Source organism: Lysobacter sp. N42, from assembly GCF_004344885.1.
In genome coordinates, this window is sequence record NZ_SKFB01000022.1 from 1 (window position 1) to 20,883 (window position 20,883).

A 20,883-nucleotide genomic window follows, 5' to 3' on the forward strand; every position below is an offset into this window, starting at 1 on the left:
AACGACAGCTGCATCGCACTCACCCCGATCACGGTGAGGCATTGTCGCGCAATCGGGCGGAGTTGTTCAGACCTTCCCTAGGGTGCAAGGCGCCGAGCGCGTTCAGTCCACCATGCCCTTGGACTCGGACGCGGCCAGCATTTCCGGGTGGTCGAAGCGCCTGAGCCTGTGCAGCAGCGGATACGCCGCCACGGCGCCGAGGATGATCGCCACGCCGGCGTAGAACTGCACCGACAGCTCGCGCTGCTCGCCCAGCAGCAGGATCGCGAGCACGATCGCGTAGACCGGCTCGAGGTTCACCGCGAGCTGCGCCGCGAACGCGCTCATGTGACGCAGCGCCACCAGCGACAGGGCATACGGAAGCAGCGTGCAGCCCAGCGCGAGGGCGAGCAGGTACAGGCCGTCGCGGAGGGAGGGCAGCTCGAACGACAGGCCTTCGCCCGGCCACAGCAGCGCGAGCGCGGGCGCGAGCAACGTCAGCGCCAGCGTGCCCGCGCCGAGTTCGATCGCGGTCACCGTGAGCGCGTCGCCGTGCTCCACCAAACGCTTGTTGAGCGAGCCGAACAGGGCCACCAGCAGCGCCGAGAGTGTGCCCATCGCGATGCCCGCGCGCATGCCCTCGGGCACGCCACCCACCACCAGCGCCACGCCCGGCAGCACGGCGATGCCCAGGATCAGGTCGCGGGGCTGGAACCGCGTGCGCGCGAGCCAGGGCTCGACGAGCGCGGTGAAGACGGTGCCGAGCGCGATGCAGGTCGCGCCCACCGAGGCGTTCGAGAGCTTGATCGATGCATAGAACGTGAGCCAGTGCAGGGCCACCAGCACGCCGATGCCCGAATACGCCAGCACCAGGCGCGCCGGCATCGCGCGCAGCGCACGCCAGACCGAGGGAACCAGCGCCAGCACGGCGACCACGATCAGCATGCGCCACCACACCAGCGGCAGCGCGGGCAGCGTGATCAGCTTGCCCAGGATGGCGGTGAAGCCCCAGAGGACGACGCAGACGTGGATCTGCAGGAAGGCGCGGCGCGTTTCGGGTGTCGACATCCACCCATTATCGATCGTGCCAGGGGCTGCCAGGCGCTGGCGGGCGCGAAGCGAGAAGCCAGTCGACGAACAGGCGCGCGGGCTCGCGCAGGCGGCGGTGCGCGGGGTGCACGACGTGGTAGGCCCATCGCGCCGGCACCTCCGGGCCGGGCAGGCGGGCGAGCGAGCCCGCCGCCAGGAAGGGCTGCACGATGTGCTCGCGCGCGAGCGCCGGCCCGAGCCCGAGCGTCGCCGCGGTGAGCGCGCCCATCGAGTCGGTGAAGCGGTAGCGCTCGTCCAGGGCGATGCCCCGTACTTTCGCGGCGCGGAACCAGTCGGGCCAGCCCTGGCGCGCGTTGTCGGCCACCAGGGGCAGGCGCGCGATGTCGCGCGGGGTTTCGATCCCGCGAAAGCCCGGCATCGCCGGGGAGGCGACCGGGAACAGGGTCTCTCCCATCAGGTACTGGGCATTGAGCCCCGGCCACTGGCCGGGGCCGAGCCGGATGCCGAGGTCGGGGCCGCCCTCGTCGAAGCGCGTGAGCGCAAAGCCGGTCTCGATGGAGATGCGGATGCGCGGATGCGCGGCGGTGAACTCCGGCAGGCGTGGCAGCAGCCAGCCGCAGGTCAGCGAATGCAGCGTGGCGACCCGCACGAGGTCGCGGTCCTGGCTGGCGGCGCGCAGCGCGCCCATGACGTCGTCCAGGTCGGCCAGCGAGCTGCTGGCGGCGTCGGCGAGCTGGCGCCCCGCGGGCGTGAGCGCGACCCCGCGGGCGTGCCGCTGGAACAGGGCGAGGCCGAGCCGCGATTCGAGCTTGCGCACATGGTGGCTCACGGCGCTGGCGGTGAGGTGCAGCTCCTCCGCGGCATGCGCGAAGTTCTGGTGGCGGGCCGCCGCTTCGAAAGCGGCCAGGGCCGGGAGCCATTCGGCGCGCGTTCCCATGCAAGCCTCAAACGGGATTTGTGGCTGGGTCGCAAAGTATGCGCTTGTGCGGGCTCCCGTCCCGCGGACAATGCCCTCCAGGACGCAAGCCCCGCTTTCGACGAGCGCAGGATCCGGATGGCGCCGGCGCACGGGCGCGCCGAGGCTTGCCACGCCGCCGCTGCCTGGAGTTCCCGCATGGCCGTACAGCCGAGCCTCGCCACCCCGATCCCCGCACCCGCCGCCGCCCGCTGGCTCACGCCGCTGGAAATAGGCCTGCTGGGGGCCATCTGGGGCGCATCCTTCATGTTCATGCGGGTGGCGGCCGGGCAGTTCGGGCCGTTCGCGTTGGTGGAGGTGCGGCTGGCGCTGGGCGCGCTCGTGCTGCTTCCCTTCCTCTGGCGTGCGCGCGCCAGTTTCCCGCTGCGGCTGTGGCCGAAGCTCGCCCTGATCGGCGCGATCAATTCCGCGGTGCCCTTCCTGCTGTTCGCCTGGGCCGCCGAGCGCGCGCCGGCAGGCGTGGGTGCCATCTGCAATGCCATGACGGTGCTGTTCACCGCGCTGGTGGGTGCTGTGTTCTTCGGCGAGCGCATCGGCCTGGGGCGCAGCCTGACGCTGGTGGCGGGCTTCGCGGGCGTGGTCGTGCTGGCGAGCGCGCGCATCGCGGGTGCGGACGTCGGGGCGGCGGTCGCCGCGGGCGCGGGGGCGGCGCTGCTGTACGGAGTGGGCATCAACCTGGTGCGCCGCCACCTGTCGGGGCTGCCGGCCGCGGCCGTGGCGGCGGCCACGCTGTCCTGCGCCGCGCTGCTGGTGCTGCCGTTCGCGATCGGCGACTGGCCCTCGCGCGCGCCGGACATGCGGGCATGGAGTTCGGCGGCGCTGCTGGGCGTCGTCTGCACCGGCCTGGCTTTCGTCATGTACTACCGCCTGATCGCGCGCATCGGCGCGGGCCGGGCGTCGACCGTCACCTACCTCGTGCCGCTGTTCGGCGTGGCCTGGGCCTGGTGGCTGCTGGGCGAGCAGCCCACGCTGCGCATGGCGATCGCGGGGGCGCTCATCCTCGGAAGCGTGGCGATGAGCCAGCGGGCCAGGTGAGCGTGCACCGGCGCGGCGCCGCGCGAACCCCGTGGCGCGCGCCGGGCCGAAGCGGTCAGTGCGCGCGCAGCAGCCGGGCGATCATGGCCATCGCCGCCGCGGGGTTGCGCTGCTTCGCCCCGCCGATGAAGTAGACGTAGACCTCGCGCTCGCCCCGCGGCGGTGCCGGCTCGGCGGTCCGGGGCAGGTCGTCCGGCTCGCCGCCTGCGGCCCAGACACGCACGCGGTCCAGCCAGGCCTCGATCTCCGCCGTCGGATAGCCTTCGGCCACGTCCACGCGGGTCCGCATCAGCCGCAGGTAGACCACGCGCCCGGTGACGTCGGCGATCGCCGGCTGGTCGGGCGCGTCGGTGTAGGCGGTGCCCACCCCGAAGGCGCGCGCGACCTCCACGTAGCGGGGATCGACGAAACTGGGATGGGTCGGCTCGATCACGTGGCGCAGCGGCCGGCCGTCGAGCGTGCGCGGCAGCAGGTCGAGGAAGGCCGCCAGATCCTCGGCATCGAAGATGCGGCTGGGCGGCATGTGCCAGAGCACGGGGCCGAGCCGGTCGCCCAGCTCGGCCAGCCCGCCGTTGAGGAAGGCCCAGGCGGCCTTGCCGCAGCGGGCGAGCGGCCCGCGCTGGGTGATGTGCTGCGGCGCCTTGACCGAGAAGACGAACCCCGGCGGGGTCTGCTCGCGCCATTGCGCATATTCCGATGCGCGCCGCGCGCCGTAGAAGGTGCCGTTGATCTCGATGCTGGAGAAGCGCCGGCTCGCGTACTCGAGCTCGCGGCGCGCGACCAGGCCTTCGGGGTAGAAGGCATGCCGCCAGGGCGCGTAGGTCCAGCCGCCGACCCCGATGCGGATGCCGTCCACCGCGGGGACGCCCGAGCCGAACACCGGGCGTACCGACTGCCATGCGCCGCCGGCGAAAACGCCGCGGTCCGCCACGACGGTTTCGCGCGGTCGACGCTCCATCCTCAGGCCCCCCGGTCGGTCCCGCGCGTGACCACACCGGGTCCGGCCAGGGGCGTGCTGCGGCGCGGGCGGCGTGCGGAGCGCATGGGCGGCCTCAGCTGTTCCAATCCTCGTCGTGCTCGAACTCGACCAGCACGTCGAGGTCGTGGGCCAGGGCTTCCACGGCATCGCGCACCCGGCGCACGGTGTAGTCGTTCGGCGCCTCGACCTCGAGCTCGTGCACGCCGGGGCCCTGGTCGTCGGGCAGGCCCGCCGAGCTGGAGTCGTCGTCGTCGGCATGCGGCATGAGGTCGGCGACCTCCTCGACGTGTTCGATGCCGTCGATGCTCTGCAGCAGGTTGCCGATGGCGCGGGCGTCGTGGTCGCTGCCGGTCACTCGCATTCGCATCACGGGCATGGCGTTCTTCCGGTGTTCGTCGGGACGATTCGAGGCTAGGCAGCGCGCGGCAAAGGACGCGTGATGGGCAGGGCCTGCCGGGGCCGGAAATGACGACGCCCGCGGCATGCGCGGGCGTCGTCGATCCGCAAGGCGTGGAAGGGGCCTAGTCGACCCGGTCGTCCCGCGCGCGCCAGTCGGCGTTGGCCGGCGAGCTGGAGAACCCGCTGCCCTGCTGGCCGAGCCCGCTGCGCACGGCGCCACCGGTGCCGAACGAGCTGGAGCCGTCGTCCACGCGGATGCGGTTCTCGATGTCCTTCACCCCTCGCACGCCGTCGGCGATGTCCTCGGCGCGGTGCTTCATCCAGCGCTCGGGCACCTCGCCTGTGAGCAGCACGTGGCCGTCCTCCACGCGCACGAGGATTTCGGACGCATCCAGCAGTTCGTCCTCCATGAACCGCTCGTTGAGCTCCTCGGCGATCAGCGAATCGGAGCGTCCGGCGTTTTTCGGGCCGCGGCGGCGCTGCAGGGCGCGGTCGACCATGCGTCCGATCGCGCGGCCGCCTGCCACGTGCTCGAGGCCTTCGGGACCGGCGAAGTTGCCGTAGCCGCCGAGGCCGGCGGGGCCGAAGGAGTCGTCGCGGACGGTGTCGTCGCCCCAGCGGCGGTCGGTCACCGAGGGCATGTTCTCGTAGGCGCGGGCGCCGTAGTCGCGATTGGGGCCGCCATGCCGGCCCGCCTGGGTGTCCTGGTGCTTCATCGAAGGTGCCTCCTCTGGCCATGCGCAGGAGGCCATGCTGGGCGGTGGGCCGTTACCTTCGCGCCAATGGCGGGTGACCCGCGCCGACCGGTCGCTTAACGCCTGCTTCGTGACGCGCGTCTAAAGGCGGCCCGGCGCCGGCCGATACCGGACCCAGCCCCCGCCCCCTGGAGCCGCACGGATGTATCTGATCATCGGAGCCGTTGTCGTGATCGGCAGCGTGCTCGGCGGATTCATGATGGTCGGCGGCCAGGTGATGGCGCTGTGGCATCTCAACGAGGTCATCGTGATCTGCGGATCCGCGCTGGGCGCGTGGATCATCGCCACCCCCATGAAGGTCATCAAGGCGGCGCTGGCGGGCATCAAGGGCGTGCTGGGTGGCCCCAAGTACAAGCGGGCGGACTACGTCGACCTGCTCAAGCTCATCTACGAGCTGCTGGTGAAGATGCGCCGCGAAGGCATGATGGCCATCGAGGCACACATCGAGAACCCGAAGGAAAGCAGCATCTTCCAGAAGTATCCGAAGGTGCTGGCCGATCACCACATGCTCGACTTCATCACCGACTGCCTGCGCCTGATCGTGGGCGGCAGCATGGCGCCGCACGAGCTGGAGTCGCTGCTGGAGTACGAGCTGGAGACGCACCACCACGAGGCGCTGGAGCCGGCGCATTCGGTGCAGAAGGTGGGCGATGCGCTGCCGGGCTTCGGCATCGTGGCCGCCGTGCTGGGCATCATCAACACGATGTCCATCGTGGGCAGCGCGCCGCCGGCGGAGATCGGCATGAAGGTGGCGTCCGCGCTGGTGGGCACCTTCCTCGGCATCCTGATTTCCTACGGCTTCGTCGGGCCGATCGCGAGCGCGATGGAGAACCGCGCGCACGAGGACGGCAAGGCCTTCGAGGTGGTGAAGATGGCGCTGGTGGCATCCCTGCGCGGCTATGCGCCCAGCGTGGCCATCGAGTTCGCGCGCAAGCTGCTGTTCTCCGACGTGCGGCCGAGCTTCCAGGACCTCGAGGCCGACCTCAAGGCCGCCAAGGGCTGAGGACGCCGACATGGCCGCGCAGCAGCAGCCGATCATCCTCATCAAGAAAAAGAAGAAGGCGGGCGGCGGCCACCACGGCGGGTCCTGGAAGGTCGCCTATGCGGACTTCGTCACCGCGATGATGGCCTTCTTCCTCGTGATGTGGCTGGTGACCAGCACGCCGGAGGAGAAGCTCGGCGGCATCGCCGACTACTTCAAGAACCCCAGCGCGGTGAAGGGTTCGACCAGCACCGCGGTCCCCGGCCGCATGGGGCCGGGCGGGGCGGGCGACTCGCCGATCCGCATGTTCAATCAGGTGCGAAATCCGCCCGGCGCCGGGGACGCGAAGATCCCCGGCATCGGCAGCGGCAAGGACGGGCAGCACCGCAGCGACGCCGAGAAGGAGAAGCAGGACCGGCAGAAGCTCGAGGAGCTGCGCCGCGTGCTGCACAAGGCCATCGCCGCGAGCCAGGCCATGGCGCCGTTCAAGGACCAGCTGCTGATCGACATCACCCCCGAAGGCCTGCGCATCCAGATCATCGACGCGCACAACCGGCCGATGTTCGATCTCGGCTCGCCGGAGCTCAAGCCCTACACGCGGGCGCTGCTGGTGGAGCTGGCGCGATACCTCAACGAGGTGCCCAACCGCGTCGCGATCACCGGCCATACGGACACGACGCCGTATCGCGCGAAGGACGGGTACAGCAACTGGGAGCTCTCGGCCGAGCGGGCGGGCGCCGCGCGGCGTGCGCTCGTCCAGGGCGGGCTGGCCGAGGAGAAACTGGCGCGCGTTGTCGGCCTGTCCTCCTCGGTGCCGTTCAACAGGAACGACCCGGCGGACCCGAAGAACCGCCGCATCAGCCTGGTCGTCCTGAGCCAGGAGGCCGAACGCGCCGCCGCGCGCGTGGATGCGCCGCGCGCGCCGGGGGATGGCCGCGCGGCCGATCCCGAGCCGATTCCGAAGGCAGGCGCGCTGCCGGCATCCGCCCCCGCGCCCAACGCGCGCCCGGCGTCCTGATGCCGCAGCGCCCGTGCGGCGGCAGTGCGCCTGCCGCGTCCGCATGGGCCACAATCGGCCCATGCTGACCGACCGACTCCACTTCCTCGGCGGTGGCGGCGTCATGGGCGAGCGCGTGCGCTCGTTCGACTGGGCCGCCACCCCGTTGGGCCCGCCCGGGCGCTGGCCATCCGCGCTCAAGACCATCGTCTCGGTGCTGCTGGCCTCCAACCAGCCGATGTTCGTGGCGTGGGGGGCACAGCGCACGCTGATCTACAACGATCAGTACGCGGCCATCCTCGGTGCCAAGCGCGATGCGCTCGGTCGCGACTTCCTCGACGTGTGGGACGAGATCCGCGCCGACCTCGAGCCGCTGGTGGCGGCCACCCTGCGCGGCGAGCCCGTGTACAACCCGGACATCACCCTGGTGATGCACCGCCACGGATATCCCGAGGAAACGCACTTCTCCTTCTTCTATTCGCCCCTGCGCGACGATGCAGGCGAGGTCGCGGGCCTGTTCTGTGCCTGCACCGAAATCACCGCGCAGGTGAACGCCGAGCGTCGCCTCAAGGCCAGCGAGGCGCGCTACCGCGGCGTTCTCGCCAACATGGGCGAGGCCTTCGCGCTGTTCGACCGCGACTTCCGCTTTCTCGAGGTGAACGACGAGGCGGTGCGCCTGCTCGGGCGCACGCGCGAGTCGCTGATCGGGCGCACGAACTGGGAGCTCTACCCCGACACCGTCGACTCGCCGGTCGGCTGCCTGTACCGGGAAGTGGCGGCCACCGGGCGCGCCGCCACGCTGGAGCATTCCTACACCTTCGACGACGGCCGCCGCCTGTGGCTGGAACTGCGGGCCTATCCGGTCGAGGACGGCATGGCCGCCTTCTTCCACGACATCACCGCCCGCCGCGAGGCCGCCGAGGCCGCCTCGCTGGCGGCCGAGCGCGTGCAGCTGGCACTGGACGCGGGTGCGATCGTCGGCACCTGGGTCTGGTCGATTCCCGAGAACCAGTTCATCGCCGACGCCCGCTTCGCGCGCAGCTTCGGCCTGGACCAGGAGGAGTGCCGGACCGGGCTCGCGCTGCAGGCCGTGATGGATTCCATCCATCCCGACGACATGGCGCGCGTCCAGGCGGCGATCGCCGAGGCCATGGCGCGCGGCGGTGCCTACCGCTGCCAGTACCGCGTCCGCCAGGACGACGATGTCTACCGCTGGGTGGAGGCCAACGGCCGCGTGGAGATGGACGCCGACGGCAGGCCGGTGCGCTTTCCCGGTGTGCTGCTGGACATCGAGGAGCGGCGCCGTACCGAGGCCGAACGCGATCGCGCCGACGCGCTGCTGCGGGCTTTCATCGACGCCGTCCCCGGCGTGGTGTACGCCAAGGACCTGGAAGGAAGGCTGCTGGTGGCCAACCGCGGCACCGCCGAGCTGGTCGGCCGCCCGGTGGACGCCATCGTCGGCCTGACCGACCGCGAATTCCTCGCCGACCCGGACACGGCCGCGACGGTGATGGCCAACGACCGCCGCATCATGGAGTCCGGCCGCGCCGAGTGCATCGAGGAACTGGTGCAGCTGCCCGACGGCACGCCGGCCTGGTGGCTGTCGACGAAGGCGCCGATGCTCGACGGCGAGGGCCGCGTGGTGGGCCTGATCGGGTCGTCGGTCGACATCACCGACCGCAAGCGCATCGAGGACGCCCTGCGCCATTCCGAGCAGCTCGGGGCCCTCGCGCTCGAGGTGGCGCAGCTGGGAACCTGGGTCTGGGACATCGACTCCGACCGGGTGCGCCTGGACGCGCGGTCACGCCAGATCACCGGCCTGCCGCAGGAGCAATGCAGCCTGGACGCGGTGGTCGCCCGCATCCACCCCGAGGACCGTGCGCGCGTGGAGGCCGCGCTGCGCGGCGCGGCCTCTGGCACGGGCGACGGCGCCTATGCTGAGGAGTTCCGCTGGCTGCATGCGGACGGGCAGGTGGTGTGGACCATGTCGCGCGGGCAGGTGGCGTTCGCGGGCGAAGGCGATGCGCGCGGCGCGGTGTCGATGACGGGCTCGATGATCGACGTCACCGAGCGCCGCCGCATGATCGAGACACTGCGCCAGGCCGATCGCCGCAAGGACGAGTTCCTGGCCATGCTCGCCCACGAACTGCGCAATCCGCTCGCGCCCATCGGCACCGCGGCGCAGCTGCTGAAGATGGCGGCCGACGACGGCGCGCGCGTGCGCCAGGCGGCGACGATCATCGAGCGCCAGGTGGCGCACATGACCGAGATGGTCGACGACCTGCTGGACGTGTCGCGGGTCACGCGCGGGCTGGTGGAACTCGAGCGCGAGCGTGTCGACGTGCGCGCCGTGGTCGCCGCGGCCATCGAGCAGGCCGAGCCGCTGGTGCGGGCGCGTGGCCATCGCCTGGTCACGGAAGCCGGCACCGGGCCGGCGGTGGTGCTGGGCGACCGCAACCGCCTTGTCCAGGTGCTGTCGAACCTGCTCAACAACGCCGCCAAGTACACGCCGCCGGGAGGACGCATCGACCTGTCGGTGCGGCCCGATGGCGCGCAGGTCGAGATCCGCGTCAGCGACACCGGCATCGGCATGGACGAGAAGCTGCTGCCGCACGTCTTCGACCTGTTCACCCAGGCCGAACGCACGCCCGACCGCTCCCAGGGCGGGCTGGGCATCGGGCTTGCCCTGGTGCGTTCCATCGTCCAGCTGCATGGAGGCGCGGTGAGCGCGCGCAGCGACGGGCCGGGGCGCGGCAGCACCTTCGTGGTCGCCCTGCCACTGGCTGCGGCCGAGCCGGCGCCGGTCGCCGAACCCACGCGCATCCTCGCGTCGCCCCGGCCGCGGCGGGTCCTGGTGGTCGACGACAACCGCGACGCCGCCGAGACGCTGGCCGCGGTGCTGGCCCTGCTGGGCCACGAGGTCGAGGTCGCCGACAACGGCCCGTCCGCGCTCGCCGCCGTCGCCCGCCGTCGCGACTGGGATGCCTTCATCGTCGACATCGGCATGCCCGACATGACCGGCCACGAACTGGTGGGCTGCCTGCGCGGGGCGATGGGCGCGCAGCCGGCGCGCTACGTCGCGCTCACCGGCTATGGCCATCCGCAGGACCGCGCGCTTTCACGCTCGGCGGGCTTCGACGAGCACCTGGTCAAGCCCGCGGACGTCGAGCACATCCAGCGCCTGCTGGATGCGCCGCTGCCCGGCGTCGGGGCCGACGCGCCGGACCGGGCGTCGACCATCGCGTAGGCGCCTCCACGCCACTGCACGGGCCCGCCCCGACACCCGCGTTGCGGCTGTCGGGGCGGGCCGGCATCCGAACGGCCCGTGCCTCGCGTCAGCGCGTGACCGGCCTCACGGGCAGCGGGACGTTGCAGAGGTCGATGTGGCCGGCCGGCACCTTGTAGAAGTCGTCGCGGCGGTTGCGGCGCGCTTCGACAAGTTCGGCGAACAGGGGCGTGTCGGTGCGCATGGCTTCCAGCTCGATGCGCTCGGGCGCGGGGACGTCGCGCATCAGCCGCACCGAGCGGATCGGAACGCGCTGGCCCGGCTTTTCGAAGAAGCCCAGCGGCCCGCTGCCGCGCGGGATGGTCGACAGCCATTCCATGCCGTGCACGACGCGGCCGACGGTGGTGATGTTGCGGTCGAGCTGGCGGGGCGACTGGCCGATCACCACGTAGAGCTCGGCGCCGGTGCTCGAATCGAGCGCGATGTCGCGGCCGGCGCCCACCATGCCGTAGCAGTGCGCGGGCCAGTACATGCTCCGCTTCGGGTCGCGCGCGGCATAGAAGCCGTCGACGAAGCCCACCTCCGGCGCCCAGCCGTCCACGTCGGGCAGGCGCGTCCAGGCCTTGGCCAGCGCGGGCGTCCCCGGCGCCTCGGCCTCCGCCGGCAGCTTCGCCTTCGCGCTGCCCAGCGGCCTGCGCTGCGTGTCCTCCTCGGTCGGATCGCCCCACTGCACGACGAAGCCATCCTGCGAGCGGTTGATGCTCAGCCCGTTCCAGAAGCCCTCCTTCGCGAGCGTACGGATGTTGGCCACGTGTTGCGGCGCGAACTGCGGGGCGAGCTCGATGACGATGCGTCGGGTGTCGTCCAGTTCCATCAGCAGCGTGTTGCCCGGGTCCAGCGCGCGCCAGTGCTCCGCGGTCGAGGCATCCAGGATCTGCTGGGTGGTGCGTGGCTTGGCGGGGGCGGGCGTGTCGGCGGCATGCGCGATCGCGCCGGCGAGGACGAGTGACAGCGCGAGGGCAGGGCGCGAGGCGGGCATGGCGGGCTCCGGTGTTGACCGGCCGATTCTGGACCAGCGGCCGGCCGTTGGGGCGGTCGCCGGCGTGCCCCGGCCGCTCGGCCCGGGGGACGGCGGCCGGATCGGAGCCGGCGCCATGACTTCTGGCAGCTTCGCTATATCGAAGTCGCCACTAGCATGGCCTCCAACCTAGGACGAGCACCGCCCATGTCCGATCCCGACGTCCACCTGCGCAAGTTCCAGAAGGAACTCAGCGCCGGCACCGTCTCGCTGGCCCTGCTGGCCGTGCTGGGCGAGGCCGACGAGCCCATGTACGGCTACCAGATCGCCAAGCGCCTGGAGCGCCTGGAAGGCGTGCTGGCCGGCAAGCAGAGCGCGCTCTATCCCGTGCTGCGCGGCCTGGAGGGCGCCGGCCTGCTCGACAGCTTCGTCGAGCCCTCCGTCTCTGGCCCGCCGCGCCGCTACTACCGCATCACGCCGGCCGGCCGCGGCGTGCTCTCGCACTGGGCCGCGGCCTGGCGCGCCACCCGCGATTCCGTCGACGCCGTGCTCGGCCCGCTGGCCGAAGGCGCTCCGCTTTCCACCGACTCCGTCACCGACCCGGGGACTTCCGCATGAACGCCCACTTCCACGCCGACCCCCTGCGGCCGCCGGCCACCATCGCCGAGTACCTGGACCGCCTGCGCGCGGCGCTCGCCGGCGCCGACCCGGCGCTGGTGCAGGACGCGCTCTACGACGCGGAGGACTACCTGCGCTCGGAGATGGCCGCCAACCCCGGCCGTTCCGAGGCCGAGGTCATCGCCGCGGTGGCGGGCAGCTATGGCGCACCGGACGAGGTCGCCGACATCTACCGCGACACCGAGGTACGGGTGCAGACGGCCCTGCAGCCGCCGAAGCGCCGCAAGCCGCGCACCACGCTCGGCCAGTTCTTCGGCGTCGCGCTGGAGCCGCGCACGTACGCAGCGCTCTTCTACATGCTGCTCTCGCTCGCCACCGGCATCTTCTACTTCACCTGGGTGGTCACCGGTGCCTCGCTCTCGCTCGGCCTGTCGGTGCTGATCATCGGCGTTCCCTTCGCGATCCTCTTCTTCGGATCCGTGCGCGTGCTTTCGCTGGTGGAGGGGCGGCTCGTCGAGGCCATGCTCGGCGAGCGCATGCCGCGACGGCCGCTCTATGCGTCGACCAACGCCACGCTGATGGGTCGCATCGCGGAGATGTTCACCGACCCGCGCACCTGGGCCACGATGCTCTACATGCTGCTGATGCTGCCGCTGGGCATCCTCTACTTCACCCTCGCGGTGACGCTGCTTTCGGTCTCGTTGGCCTTCATCTTCGCGCCCGTGGTCGTGCTGCTCGAATCGGTGGGGCTCCTGGTCTTCAGCAGCGACATCGAGGTCGTGGGCCAGCCCTACCAGATGCCGTTCCTGTTCCTCGGCGGGGTGCTGCTGTTCTTCGGCACGCTGCACATGGCGCGCGGCATCGGACGCCTGCATGCGCAGCTGGCCAAGCACATGCTGGTGCAGGCGGGCAGCCGCCACGTCGGCTGACCGGGCGCACATCGGCAACGCGAAAGGGCGCCCCGGGGCGCCCTTTCGTCGTGTGGCTGCCGGCGACCGCGGGGTCTACGTCGCCGCGTGCCTTGCGAAGAACTCGCGCAGCTTCGGATACACCTGGGTGCGCCAGCGGCGCCCGCTGAAGATGCCGTAGTGGCCCGCGCCGTCGACCACCAGGTGCTGGCGGTCCTTCGCGTCGATGCCGGTGCACAGCGCATGCGCCGCGCGCGTCTGGCCCTGTCCCGAGATGTCGTCGAGCTCGCCCTCGATGGTGAGCAGCGCGGTGTTCCTGATCTTCGAGGGATCGACCTTCTGCCCGCGTACCTCCCACTCGCCCCTGGGCAGCAGGTGCTGCTGGAAGACGATGCGCACGGTGTCGAGGTAGTACTCGGCCGGCATGTCGAGCACGGCGTTGTACTCGTCGTAGAAGCGGCGATGCGACTCGGCGTCCTCGAGGTCGCCCTGCACCAGGTGCTGGTAGAAGTCCCAGTGCGACTGGAAATGGCGCTCCGGGTTCATCGCCACGAAGCCCATGTGCTGCAGGAAGCCCGGATACACGCGGCGGCCGGCACCCGGGTAGGGCTGCGGCACCGGGTGGATCACGTTGGTCTCGAACCACCACAGCGGCTTCTGCGCGGCCAGATCATTCACCTGCGTGGGGTTCTGGCGGGTGTCGATCGGCCCGCCCATCATCACCAGCGAACGCGGCGTGGCCTCGCCGCGCGCGGCCATCAGCGAGACCGCGGCCAGCACCGGCACGGTGGGCTGGCAGACGCTGACTACGTGCAGCCTGTCGGCGCCGATGTGGCGGATGAACTCCTCCACGTAGGCGATGTAGTCGTCCAGGTGGAAGGGTCCTTCGCTGGCGGGGACCATGCGCGCGTCCACCCAGTCGGTGATGTAGACCTTGTGGTCGCGCATCAGCGTGCGCACGGTGTCGCGCAGCAGCGTGGCGTGGTGCCCGGAGAGCGGGGCGACGACGAGCACCGGCGGGTCGTCGCGGAAGCGGTCGATGTCGTCGGCCTGGTCGGCGAAGCGCTTGAAGCGCAGCAGCCGGCAGAACGGCTTGTGCAGCTCCACGCGCTCGACCACCGGGTAGGCGCGGCCGTCGATCTCCAGCGAGTGGATGCCGAACTCGGGCTTCTCGTATTCCTTGCCGACGCGGTAGAACAGCTCGTAGCCGGCCGACACGCGCTGCGCGCCCGGCATCGACGACAGCCAGCTGCCCGGCGTGCCGAAGGCCTTGCTCATCGCATCGGCCCAGTAGGTCATCGGCGCGAGCCAGGCCCGGCCGAGTTCGTGCATCTGGTAGAGCATTTGGCGACTCCCCCTGTTGCGCCGCAGCATACCCCCGCGGTTCCACGCGGGACCGTGAAACCCGTCCGCCTTGTTCAGCCCGCCGTCTCCAGCGCCGAGGCCGCGTGGGCCAGGCCCGGGCCGAGGTAGAGGTGCGAACCCAGCGCGACGAAGCCGGACCGCGCGAAGCGTTCGCGGTAGAAGCGCCCCGGGCGGCGCCGGAAGCCGGCGGTGTCGCCGTCCACCGCGTCCTCGCGGGTGAAGGTCTCGAGGAAGGCGATGCCGCCGCAGAGCGCGGCCAGGCCCGGCAGGCCGCGGTCGAGTTCGCGCGTGTCGAGGTAGTGCATCACGTCGCTGCAGACCAGCAGGTCCGCGGGCGGGCAGGGGCGCAGGGCGGCGAAGTCGCCGAAGGCCGCGCGATGCACGTTGCGCCGCGCACCGAAGCGCGCCACCGCGTACTCGCTGCTGTCGAAGCCGAGGTAGCGCGCCTTCGGCCGCAGCTTCGCCAGCACGGGCTGCCAGGCGCCCTCCCCGCAACCGATGTCGAGCACGCTGCGGACCGGGCGCTCGAGCCAGTATTCCGCGGTGGCCACCGCGAGCGCGACCTTGCGCGCCAGGCGCGCCCGCCCGCCGATGGCCTCGCTGCGCAGGGCCGGGTCGCGGTACCAGCGTTCGAAGTAGTCGCGGTCGTACTGCTTGCTCATGGGCGGCGTCTGCGCAAGGCGCCGCATGCTACCGCGGGCGGCACCCGGCCCGCGGGCGCCTGGCGGCGCCGGGCGTGGCTCAGCGCCGTCCGCGCTTGCCCTTGGGCCTGGACGACAGCACCGAGTTCAGCACGCCCCGCGGCCCGCCGGCCCGGGTGAGCGCGCGGGTGATGGCATAGGTCGCGACGAGCTTGACGATGGCACGAAGCATTGCGGATCTCCGGATGCGGCATCGCATGCCGCGGCGCGCGCAGTATGCGGTGCGCGTGTATGCGCGGTGCCAGTGCGAGGCGCGGGGCTGAACGGATGCCGCATGCCATGGGCCGCATGCTCCGGCATTCACATCCGTTTGAAATCGCGCTGCCTAGCGTCGCGGCACGCATCCGCTTCGCGAATACGGGGAACCACCATGAAAGACACCGCCCGCTACCTGCAGTCCGACACCGCCACCGCCCGTCCGCGCTCCATGCCGGTCTGGGCCGCCGCGGATTTCGACGACGCACGCCGCTACGCCTACACCGAAGGCTGGGACGACGAGGACGCCGAGCTGGGCTGGGTGGATGCCGAGGTCGTCAGCCGGCCGCGTCGCCTGCACTGAAGCGCGGTCGCGTCACCCGCGGGGACGCGCGCTGGATGGCGCGACCCGTCAGAGCCTGGGCGCCTCGTCCGGACGCCGGCCGACCAGCTCCTGGTAGCCCTCGGGGTCGACATAGAGGTGACGCGCGGCGCGAAGCCCCAGACGTGACCGCCCCAGGGTCAGCTCGGTGGCGTCGGGATCGCAGTCGAGGACGTCGCAGAGCGCCTGCCACTTCGCCGGCGTGACCGGAATGAAGCCCTCGGGCGGCAGGATGGGAGCGAATCGGGAAGCCATGCCCGCATTGTCCGGGCCGGGGTCTCAGCGCCCGCGACCCCGTCTTCACCCGGCGGTCGAAACCGCCTGTTCAGCCGGCCGGCTCATGAACCGCCGCCCTGCGGGGCCACCGGCCCGGGCCGGCGATGCTGCCGGCGAGGCATAAGCGGCCGTTGCGGTGCAGGCCCGGCGCCGCCCGCCGCTATCATCGCCGGCTCCCCACCGACCGAGCACGCCATGGCCTACCTCTGGACCAAGACCTTCCACCTCGTCTTCGTGATGGCGTGGATGGCCAGCGTCTTCTACCTGCCGCGCATCCTGGTGAACATCGCCGAGGCCGGCGGCGACGGCGCGGTGCGCGAGCGGCTCGTGCTGATGGGCCGCAGGCTCTACCGCTTCGGCCACATCGTGTTCGGCATCGCGCTGGTGCTGGGCGTGGTGCTGTGGCTGGGCTACCGGGTCCTGCCCGACTTCCAGACGATGGTCGCCCCGGGGACCGGCTGGCTGCACGCCAAGATCGCCCTGGTGGTCCTGATGTTCGTGCTCTACATCGTCACCGGTCGCTGGCTCAAGCGCGCGGCGGCCGGCGGCGCGCTGCCCTCGGGCCGCGCGCTGCGCTGGTTCAACGAGATCCCGCTGCTGCTGCTGGTCGCGGTGGTCTGGCTGGTGCTCGCCAAGCCGTTCTGACCGCGCTCAGCGCGTCGGCAGCTTCGGGAGCTCCACCGGCACGCCGTTGGCATCGCAGCCGCCGGCGCGGCAGGCCGCCTCGCGCAGGCGCGGGGTGGCCTGCAGGAGGATGTGGTAGACCGCGTTCTGCTCCAGCGTGCCGCGTACCGCGGCGCTGCCGGGGCCGCGGGCCCAGATGCCCACGTCCTCGCCGCCATGCGATTCGTTCGACAGCGGGAAGATCGCTTCCTGCAGGTAATGCGGCGCTTCGGTGTCGACGTCGGTCAGGTTCGGACGGCCGGAGGCCGGCTGCACGCCGCCGGTAAGGTGCGGATGGCGCTTGGGGCCTTCCGGCTGCTGGTCGGTCGCGCCCACATAGCCCGGGCCGTTGGCGTAGTTGAGCGTGGTGTAGGGCAGGCCCAGGCCGTCGAGTGCGTAGCCGGCATCGCCGTCGCCCTCGCCGCTGCTGCCGCGCACCTTGCCGAGGATGGGATTGCCGCGCATCGGATAGCCCGAGAAGCTCAGCGTGTGCGCGTGGTCGGCGGTCACGAGGATGAGCGTGTCGTCGGGCGACGTCGCCTCGGCCGCCGCCTGCACCGCGCGGCTCAGCGCGATGGTGTCGGTCAGCGCACGGTAGGCATTGCCCTCGTGGTGGGCATGGTCGATGCGCCCGCCTTCGACCAGGAGCACGTAGCCCTGCGGATTGCGCGAGAGGCGTGCGATGGCCGCGCGCGTCATGGCGGCCAGATCCGGTTCCCCGGCCGGGTCGGCGGCGCGGTCGTGCTCGTAGCGCATGTGGCCGGGCTCGAACAGCGCCAGGAGCGGCGCATCGGCCGGCGCGGCCTCGAGCTGCTTCGTGTTCCAGACGTAGTGGCCGGCGGGGTGCGCCTGCTTCCACGTGGCGACGAGGTCGCGCCCGTCCAGGCGCAGGCCGCGCTTGTCGTCGTACTCGGGGTCGTCCTGCTCGACCGTCATGAAGCTGCCGCGGCCCCCGCCCATCAGCACCTTGAGGCGGCCGACGAAGGGCGATTCCACCAGCTGGCGGGCGATGTCCGTGCAGCCGGCCTCGCGCGCGGCGGGCGGGAGCGAGGCGTCGTTCTCCCAGTTGCGGTCGGGGGCGTGGGTGAACGCCGCTGCCGGCGTGGCATGCGTGACGCGCGTGGTGGTTACGATGCCGGCGTCCAGCCCGCTCGAGGCGGCCAGCTCCCACAGCGTGGCCAGCGGCGCCCCCAGCGCCTTCGCGCAGTCCCCGCGCGGGGACTCGGGTGCCACGGAGACCACGCCGGCGCGCGTCTTCACGCCGGTGGCCATGGCCGTCATGGTGCCGGCCGAGTCCGGGGTCTGCGCGTCGGTGTTGTAGGTCTTGCTCAGCGCGGTGTGCGGGAAACGCTCCCAGGACAGCTGGTTCTCCTCGCCCGCGCCGCCCGCGCGCTGCCCGTCGAGGATGCGCGCGGCCGCGACGGTGGTCAGGCTCATGCCGTCGCCCACGAACAGGATGACGTTCTTCGCCCTGCCGCCCATCGCGCCGCGTGCGGCGGCCTGCGCAGCGCCGTCGCGGTACCACCAGGCCGCGGATTCGCCGCCGGGTCGCTCGATGCGCGGCACGTCGATGGCGACGGACGTGGCGGGCGCCACGCCGGCGGGGGAGGTGGCGCAGCCGGCCACGGCCAGGGCGAGGAGGGCGCCGGCGAGGGGCGCGCGGGAAGCGGAGGCGGTCATCGGGCGGGAATCGGGGAAACGACGCCGCATTATGACGACATGGCGTTTCATCCATGCGCGCGAGGTTGCAAAGGTGGCACGCTGAAGCCGCGGGCGCGGTGTCGCGCGCCCATGCCCGGCACCGGTAAGGTGCCCGATTGGACACATGAGGACGCCCATGGCGCTGGTGCGAGGCTGGCTGAGGATCCCGTTCTGGCAGCGCGTGCTCGCCGGCTTCGCGCTGGGCGCGCTGGCGGGCTGGGCACTGGGCCCCACGGCGGAGGCCTGGTTCGGCCCGCTGGGCACGCTGTACGTCAACCTGATCAAGATGATCGCGGTGCCGCTGGTGTTCTTCGCGGTGATGAATGCCGTGGCCTCGCTGCACGGGCAGAAGTCGGTGGCCGCGCTGGGCGGTCGCACGTTCGCGTGGTTCGCCGCCACCGCGGCGCTGGCGGTGCTGGTGGGGCTGTCGGTGGGCTGGCTGATGCAGCCGGGCGCGGGCGTGAGCGGGCTCACCGCCGATCCCGACTACACGCCGAAGGCGCTGCCGCGCGTGGTCGACGTGCTGCTCAACATCGTCCCCACCAACCCGTTCCAGGCGCTCGCGGGCGTGGCGATCGGCAAGGATGCCGACGGCGCCAGCGCGGTCGTGCCCGGTGCGAGCACGGTGCTGCAGGTGATCTTCTTCGCCGGGCTGGTGGGATTTGCGCTGGTGAAGCTGGGCGAGCGCACGGCAGGGCTGCGCACGCTCGTCGGCGAGGCCAGCGACACGATGATCCAGGTCACGCGCTTCGTGCTCGAGTTCACGCCGATCGGTACCTTCGGCCTGATCGCGGGCCTGGTCGGCGCCTACGGCTTCGGCAAGCTGCTGCCGCTGGGCACCTTCGTGCTGGCGCTGTACGTGGCCTGCGCGCTGCACATCGTGGTGGTGTACGGCGGGCTGCTGCTCGCGCATGGCCTCAACCCCGTGAAGTTCTTCAAGGGCGCGGCGCCGGGCATGCAGATCGCGTTCGTGAGTTCGTCGAGCTTCGCGTCCATGCCCGCGGCGATCCGCTCGGTCACGCACAACCTCGGCGTCAACCGCGACTACGCGGCCTTCGCCGTGCCGCTGGGCGCGAGCATCAAGATGGACGGCTGCGGCGCGATCTATCCGGCGCTCACCGCCATGTTCGTGGCGCAGTACTTCGGCATCGACCTGTCCGCGACGCAGCTGTTCACCATCCTCGTGGCCTCCGTGCTCGGCAGCTTCGGCACCGCGGGCGTGCCGGGCACGGCCATCGTGATGGTCACCCTGGTGCTGTCGGCGGCGAACCTGCCGCTGGAGGGCATCGCCTTCCTGGTCGCCATCGACCGCGTCCTCGACATGATGCGGACGATGACCAACGTGACCGGCCAGATGCTGGTGCCGGTGCTCGTCGCGCGCGAGACCGGGCTGCTGGATACGAAGGTCTACGACGCCGGGCTGACCGAGGTCGGCGTCGCGCCCGAGACGGAGACGCCCTGAGCATGCCCGACCGCGAACTCGTGCTGCGCTTGCTCGCCGAGCCCGGCGACGTGAACTACGGCGGCAAGGTGCACGGCGGCGCGGTGATGAAGTGGATCGACCAGGCCGGCTACGCGGCGGCCGTGGCCTGGAGCGGCCGCTACTGCGTCACCGTCGCGGTCGGCGGAATCCGCTTCGTCGCGCCGATCCGCATCTCCGACCTCGTGACCCTGCGCGCCAAGCTCGTGCACACGGGCACCAGCAGCATGCACTTCGCCGTCGAGGTGCATGCCCGCGACCCGAAGGACGGCCCCGCCGGCGACCGGCTGTGCACGCACTGCGTCATCGTCTTCGTGGCACTGGATCAACCGGAAGGGCGGCCGGTGCCGGTGCCGGCGTGGACGCCCGACACGGAAGAGGACCGGCGCCTGGCCGACTACGCGCGCGACGTCATGGCCCTGGGCCGCGGCATCGAGCCCCTCCTCGAGCGGGCGCCCGCAGCAGGAGGCTAGAACGCCGAAGGCCGCCCGGGGGCGGCCTTCGAGGTGCGGCGCGCCGGCGCCCGGAGGCGGCCTGCGCGCATACATATATATGCGTGTTCGGGTCAGATCCCGGCGACGCGGCGGCCCTGCAGGAACTTCGCGCCCCAGTAGCCGGTTTCGAGGGTGGAAACGGTGACGTCGCGGCCAGTGCGCGGGGCGTGCACGAACTTGCCGTCGCCCACGTAGATGCCCACGTGGTCGACCGTGCCGGACTTGCCGAAGAACACCAGGTCGCCCTTGACCAGCTGGGCCTTGCTGGCCACCAGCTCGCCGGTCTTGGCCATCTCGCGCGATACCCGCGGCAGCTCGATGCCCAGCGCGTTGCGGAAGACGTAGCCGACCAGGCCGGAGCAGTCGAAGCCGCCCTCCGGCGAGGTGCCGCCCCAGCGGTAGGGCGTGCCCAGAAGCGCCAGCGCGCGCGACAGCACCGACTGCACGCGGTTCGGCGGCGTGGCGGCCTCGGCGCGGCTGCCGCCGACCAGACGATTGATGTCCGTGGCCAGCATCAGGGCGCGGTCGGACATGCTCATGGAATTGGTGGACGCCGGGCGGCCCGCCTCGGTGGTCGCCGCCACCGCGGCGGTGGCCGTCGCGTCCTGCGCGAAGGCCGGCAGGGCGCCGAGCGCCAGGACACCGGCCAGGATCCAGCGGGTGAAGGTTCGGTTGGGGTTGCGTCCCGTCATCACCGGGGCCTC

22 protein-coding genes are annotated in these 20,883 nt (G+C 71.7%); 10 read left to right on the forward strand and 12 right to left on the reverse strand.

Annotation, left to right across the window (positions count from 1 at the left end; translation table 11 throughout):
- Positions 1-102: 102 nt before the first annotated feature.
- Together EYQ95_RS19070 and EYQ95_RS19075 are read right to left on the reverse strand one after the other, a co-directional pair.
- Complete coding sequence (locus EYQ95_RS19070) at positions 103-1,047, reverse strand: DMT family transporter (RefSeq protein WP_132329328.1); 945 nt, start codon at positions 1,045-1,047, stop codon at positions 103-105.
- A 7-nt stretch (positions 1,048-1,054) separates the two neighbouring features.
- Entirely contained in the window at positions 1,055-1,966 is a 912-nt protein-coding gene (locus EYQ95_RS19075) for a LysR substrate-binding domain-containing protein (protein WP_132329331.1), read from the reverse strand.
- A gap of 177 nt (positions 1,967-2,143) precedes the next feature.
- On the opposite strand from EYQ95_RS19075, the gene EYQ95_RS19080 reads away from it, so the two are divergent.
- A complete protein-coding gene (locus EYQ95_RS19080; protein ID WP_132329334.1) occupies positions 2,144-3,040 on the forward strand; it encodes a DMT family transporter in 897 nt (298 codons plus the stop codon).
- Between the two features lie 55 nt (positions 3,041-3,095).
- Here the strand turns inward: EYQ95_RS19080 and EYQ95_RS19085 are convergent, their stop codons facing one another.
- From EYQ95_RS19085 to EYQ95_RS19095, 3 genes are all read right to left on the reverse strand, one after another.
- A complete protein-coding gene (locus EYQ95_RS19085) occupies positions 3,096-3,998 on the reverse strand; it encodes a DUF72 domain-containing protein (protein WP_132329337.1) in 903 nt (300 codons plus the stop codon).
- Positions 3,999-4,092: 94 nt separating this feature from the next.
- Positions 4,093-4,395 carry a hypothetical protein gene (locus EYQ95_RS19090; protein WP_132329340.1) on the reverse strand — a complete coding sequence of 101 codons (303 nt, stop codon included), beginning with the start codon at positions 4,393-4,395 and terminating at the stop codon, positions 4,093-4,095.
- A 145-nt stretch (positions 4,396-4,540) separates the two neighbouring features.
- Complete coding sequence (locus EYQ95_RS19095; protein WP_132329343.1) at positions 4,541-5,134, reverse strand: BON domain-containing protein; 594 nt, start codon at positions 5,132-5,134, stop codon at positions 4,541-4,543.
- Between the two features lie 181 nt (positions 5,135-5,315).
- On the opposite strand from EYQ95_RS19095, the gene motA reads away from it, so the two are divergent.
- From motA to EYQ95_RS19110, 3 genes are all read left to right on the forward strand, one after another.
- On the forward strand, positions 5,316-6,176 hold the full coding sequence (gene motA / locus EYQ95_RS19100) for a flagellar motor stator protein MotA (RefSeq protein WP_132329346.1): 861 nt from the start codon (positions 5,316-5,318) through the stop codon (positions 6,174-6,176).
- A 10-nt stretch (positions 6,177-6,186) separates the two neighbouring features.
- Positions 6,187-7,173 carry a flagellar motor protein MotB gene (gene motB / locus EYQ95_RS19105; RefSeq protein WP_165924791.1) on the forward strand — a complete coding sequence of 329 codons (987 nt, stop codon included), beginning with the start codon at positions 6,187-6,189 and terminating at the stop codon, positions 7,171-7,173.
- 61 nt (positions 7,174-7,234) lie between these two features.
- Positions 7,235-10,399, forward strand: coding sequence for a PAS domain-containing protein (locus EYQ95_RS19110; protein ID WP_165924792.1), 3,165 nt, complete (start codon positions 7,235-7,237; stop codon positions 10,397-10,399).
- Positions 10,400-10,487: 88 nt separating this feature from the next.
- Here EYQ95_RS19110 and EYQ95_RS19115 read toward each other — a convergent pair whose 3' ends face one another.
- Positions 10,488-11,417 carry a peptidylprolyl isomerase gene (locus EYQ95_RS19115; protein WP_132329355.1) on the reverse strand — a complete coding sequence of 310 codons (930 nt, stop codon included), beginning with the start codon at positions 11,415-11,417 and terminating at the stop codon, positions 10,488-10,490.
- Positions 11,418-11,603: 186 nt separating this feature from the next.
- On the opposite strand from EYQ95_RS19115, the gene EYQ95_RS19120 reads away from it, so the two are divergent.
- Both EYQ95_RS19120 and EYQ95_RS19125 read left to right on the forward strand, forming a co-directional pair.
- On the forward strand, positions 11,604-12,014 hold the full coding sequence (locus tag EYQ95_RS19120) for a PadR family transcriptional regulator (protein WP_132329358.1): 411 nt from the start codon (positions 11,604-11,606) through the stop codon (positions 12,012-12,014).
- Positions 12,011-12,943, forward strand: coding sequence for a sensor domain-containing protein (locus EYQ95_RS19125; protein ID WP_132329361.1), 933 nt, complete (start codon positions 12,011-12,013; stop codon positions 12,941-12,943). Before EYQ95_RS19120 ends, EYQ95_RS19125 begins: the two co-directional genes overlap by 4 nt.
- A gap of 75 nt (positions 12,944-13,018) precedes the next feature.
- On the opposite strand, the gene EYQ95_RS19130 is transcribed toward EYQ95_RS19125, so the two are convergent.
- From EYQ95_RS19130 to EYQ95_RS27005, 3 genes are all read right to left on the reverse strand, one after another.
- On the reverse strand, positions 13,019-14,296 hold the full coding sequence (locus tag EYQ95_RS19130; protein ID WP_207916539.1) for a polyhydroxyalkanoate depolymerase: 1,278 nt from the start codon (positions 14,294-14,296) through the stop codon (positions 13,019-13,021).
- Between the two features lie 44 nt (positions 14,297-14,340).
- Complete coding sequence (locus tag EYQ95_RS19135; RefSeq protein ID WP_132329367.1) at positions 14,341-14,949, reverse strand: trans-aconitate 2-methyltransferase; 609 nt, start codon at positions 14,947-14,949, stop codon at positions 14,341-14,343.
- Positions 14,950-15,028: 79 nt separating this feature from the next.
- Entirely contained in the window at positions 15,029-15,160 is a 132-nt protein-coding gene (locus tag EYQ95_RS27005) for a hypothetical protein (protein ID WP_256432845.1), read from the reverse strand.
- 198 nt (positions 15,161-15,358) lie between these two features.
- On the opposite strand from EYQ95_RS27005, the gene EYQ95_RS19140 reads away from it, so the two are divergent.
- The gene (locus EYQ95_RS19140) at positions 15,359-15,547 is read left to right on the forward strand and encodes a hypothetical protein (RefSeq protein ID WP_132329370.1); all 189 of its coding nucleotides are present in this window, start codon (positions 15,359-15,361) and stop codon (positions 15,545-15,547) included.
- Between the two features lie 48 nt (positions 15,548-15,595).
- On the opposite strand, the gene EYQ95_RS19145 is transcribed toward EYQ95_RS19140, so the two are convergent.
- Positions 15,596-15,820, reverse strand: a complete 225-nt coding sequence (locus EYQ95_RS19145) for a hypothetical protein (RefSeq protein ID WP_132329373.1) — start codon at positions 15,818-15,820, stop codon at positions 15,596-15,598.
- A gap of 216 nt (positions 15,821-16,036) precedes the next feature.
- Between EYQ95_RS19145 and EYQ95_RS19150 the strand changes: the two genes are divergently transcribed.
- The gene (locus EYQ95_RS19150) at positions 16,037-16,486 is read left to right on the forward strand and encodes a CopD family protein (RefSeq protein WP_132329376.1); all 450 of its coding nucleotides are present in this window, start codon (positions 16,037-16,039) and stop codon (positions 16,484-16,486) included.
- 6 nt (positions 16,487-16,492) lie between these two features.
- Here EYQ95_RS19150 and EYQ95_RS19155 read toward each other — a convergent pair whose 3' ends face one another.
- Positions 16,493-18,184 (reverse strand): alkaline phosphatase, encoded by a 1,692-nt coding sequence (locus tag EYQ95_RS19155; protein WP_132329491.1) that lies wholly within the window; start codon positions 18,182-18,184, stop codon positions 16,493-16,495.
- 157 nt (positions 18,185-18,341) lie between these two features.
- Here EYQ95_RS19155 and EYQ95_RS19160 point away from each other — a divergent pair, with 157 nt between their 5' ends.
- Both EYQ95_RS19160 and EYQ95_RS19165 read left to right on the forward strand, forming a co-directional pair.
- Positions 18,342-19,667: a dicarboxylate/amino acid:cation symporter gene (locus EYQ95_RS19160; RefSeq protein ID WP_132329379.1), complete on the forward strand. Its 1,326-nt coding sequence runs from the start codon at positions 18,342-18,344 to the stop codon at positions 19,665-19,667.
- Positions 19,668-19,669: 2 nt separating this feature from the next.
- Positions 19,670-20,158, forward strand: coding sequence for an acyl-CoA thioesterase (locus tag EYQ95_RS19165; RefSeq protein WP_207916541.1), 489 nt, complete (start codon positions 19,670-19,672; stop codon positions 20,156-20,158).
- A gap of 92 nt (positions 20,159-20,250) precedes the next feature.
- On the opposite strand, the gene EYQ95_RS19170 is transcribed toward EYQ95_RS19165, so the two are convergent.
- A complete protein-coding gene (locus tag EYQ95_RS19170) occupies positions 20,251-20,871 on the reverse strand; it encodes a C40 family peptidase (protein ID WP_132329382.1) in 621 nt (206 codons plus the stop codon).
- Positions 20,872-20,883 lie beyond the last annotated feature (12 nt).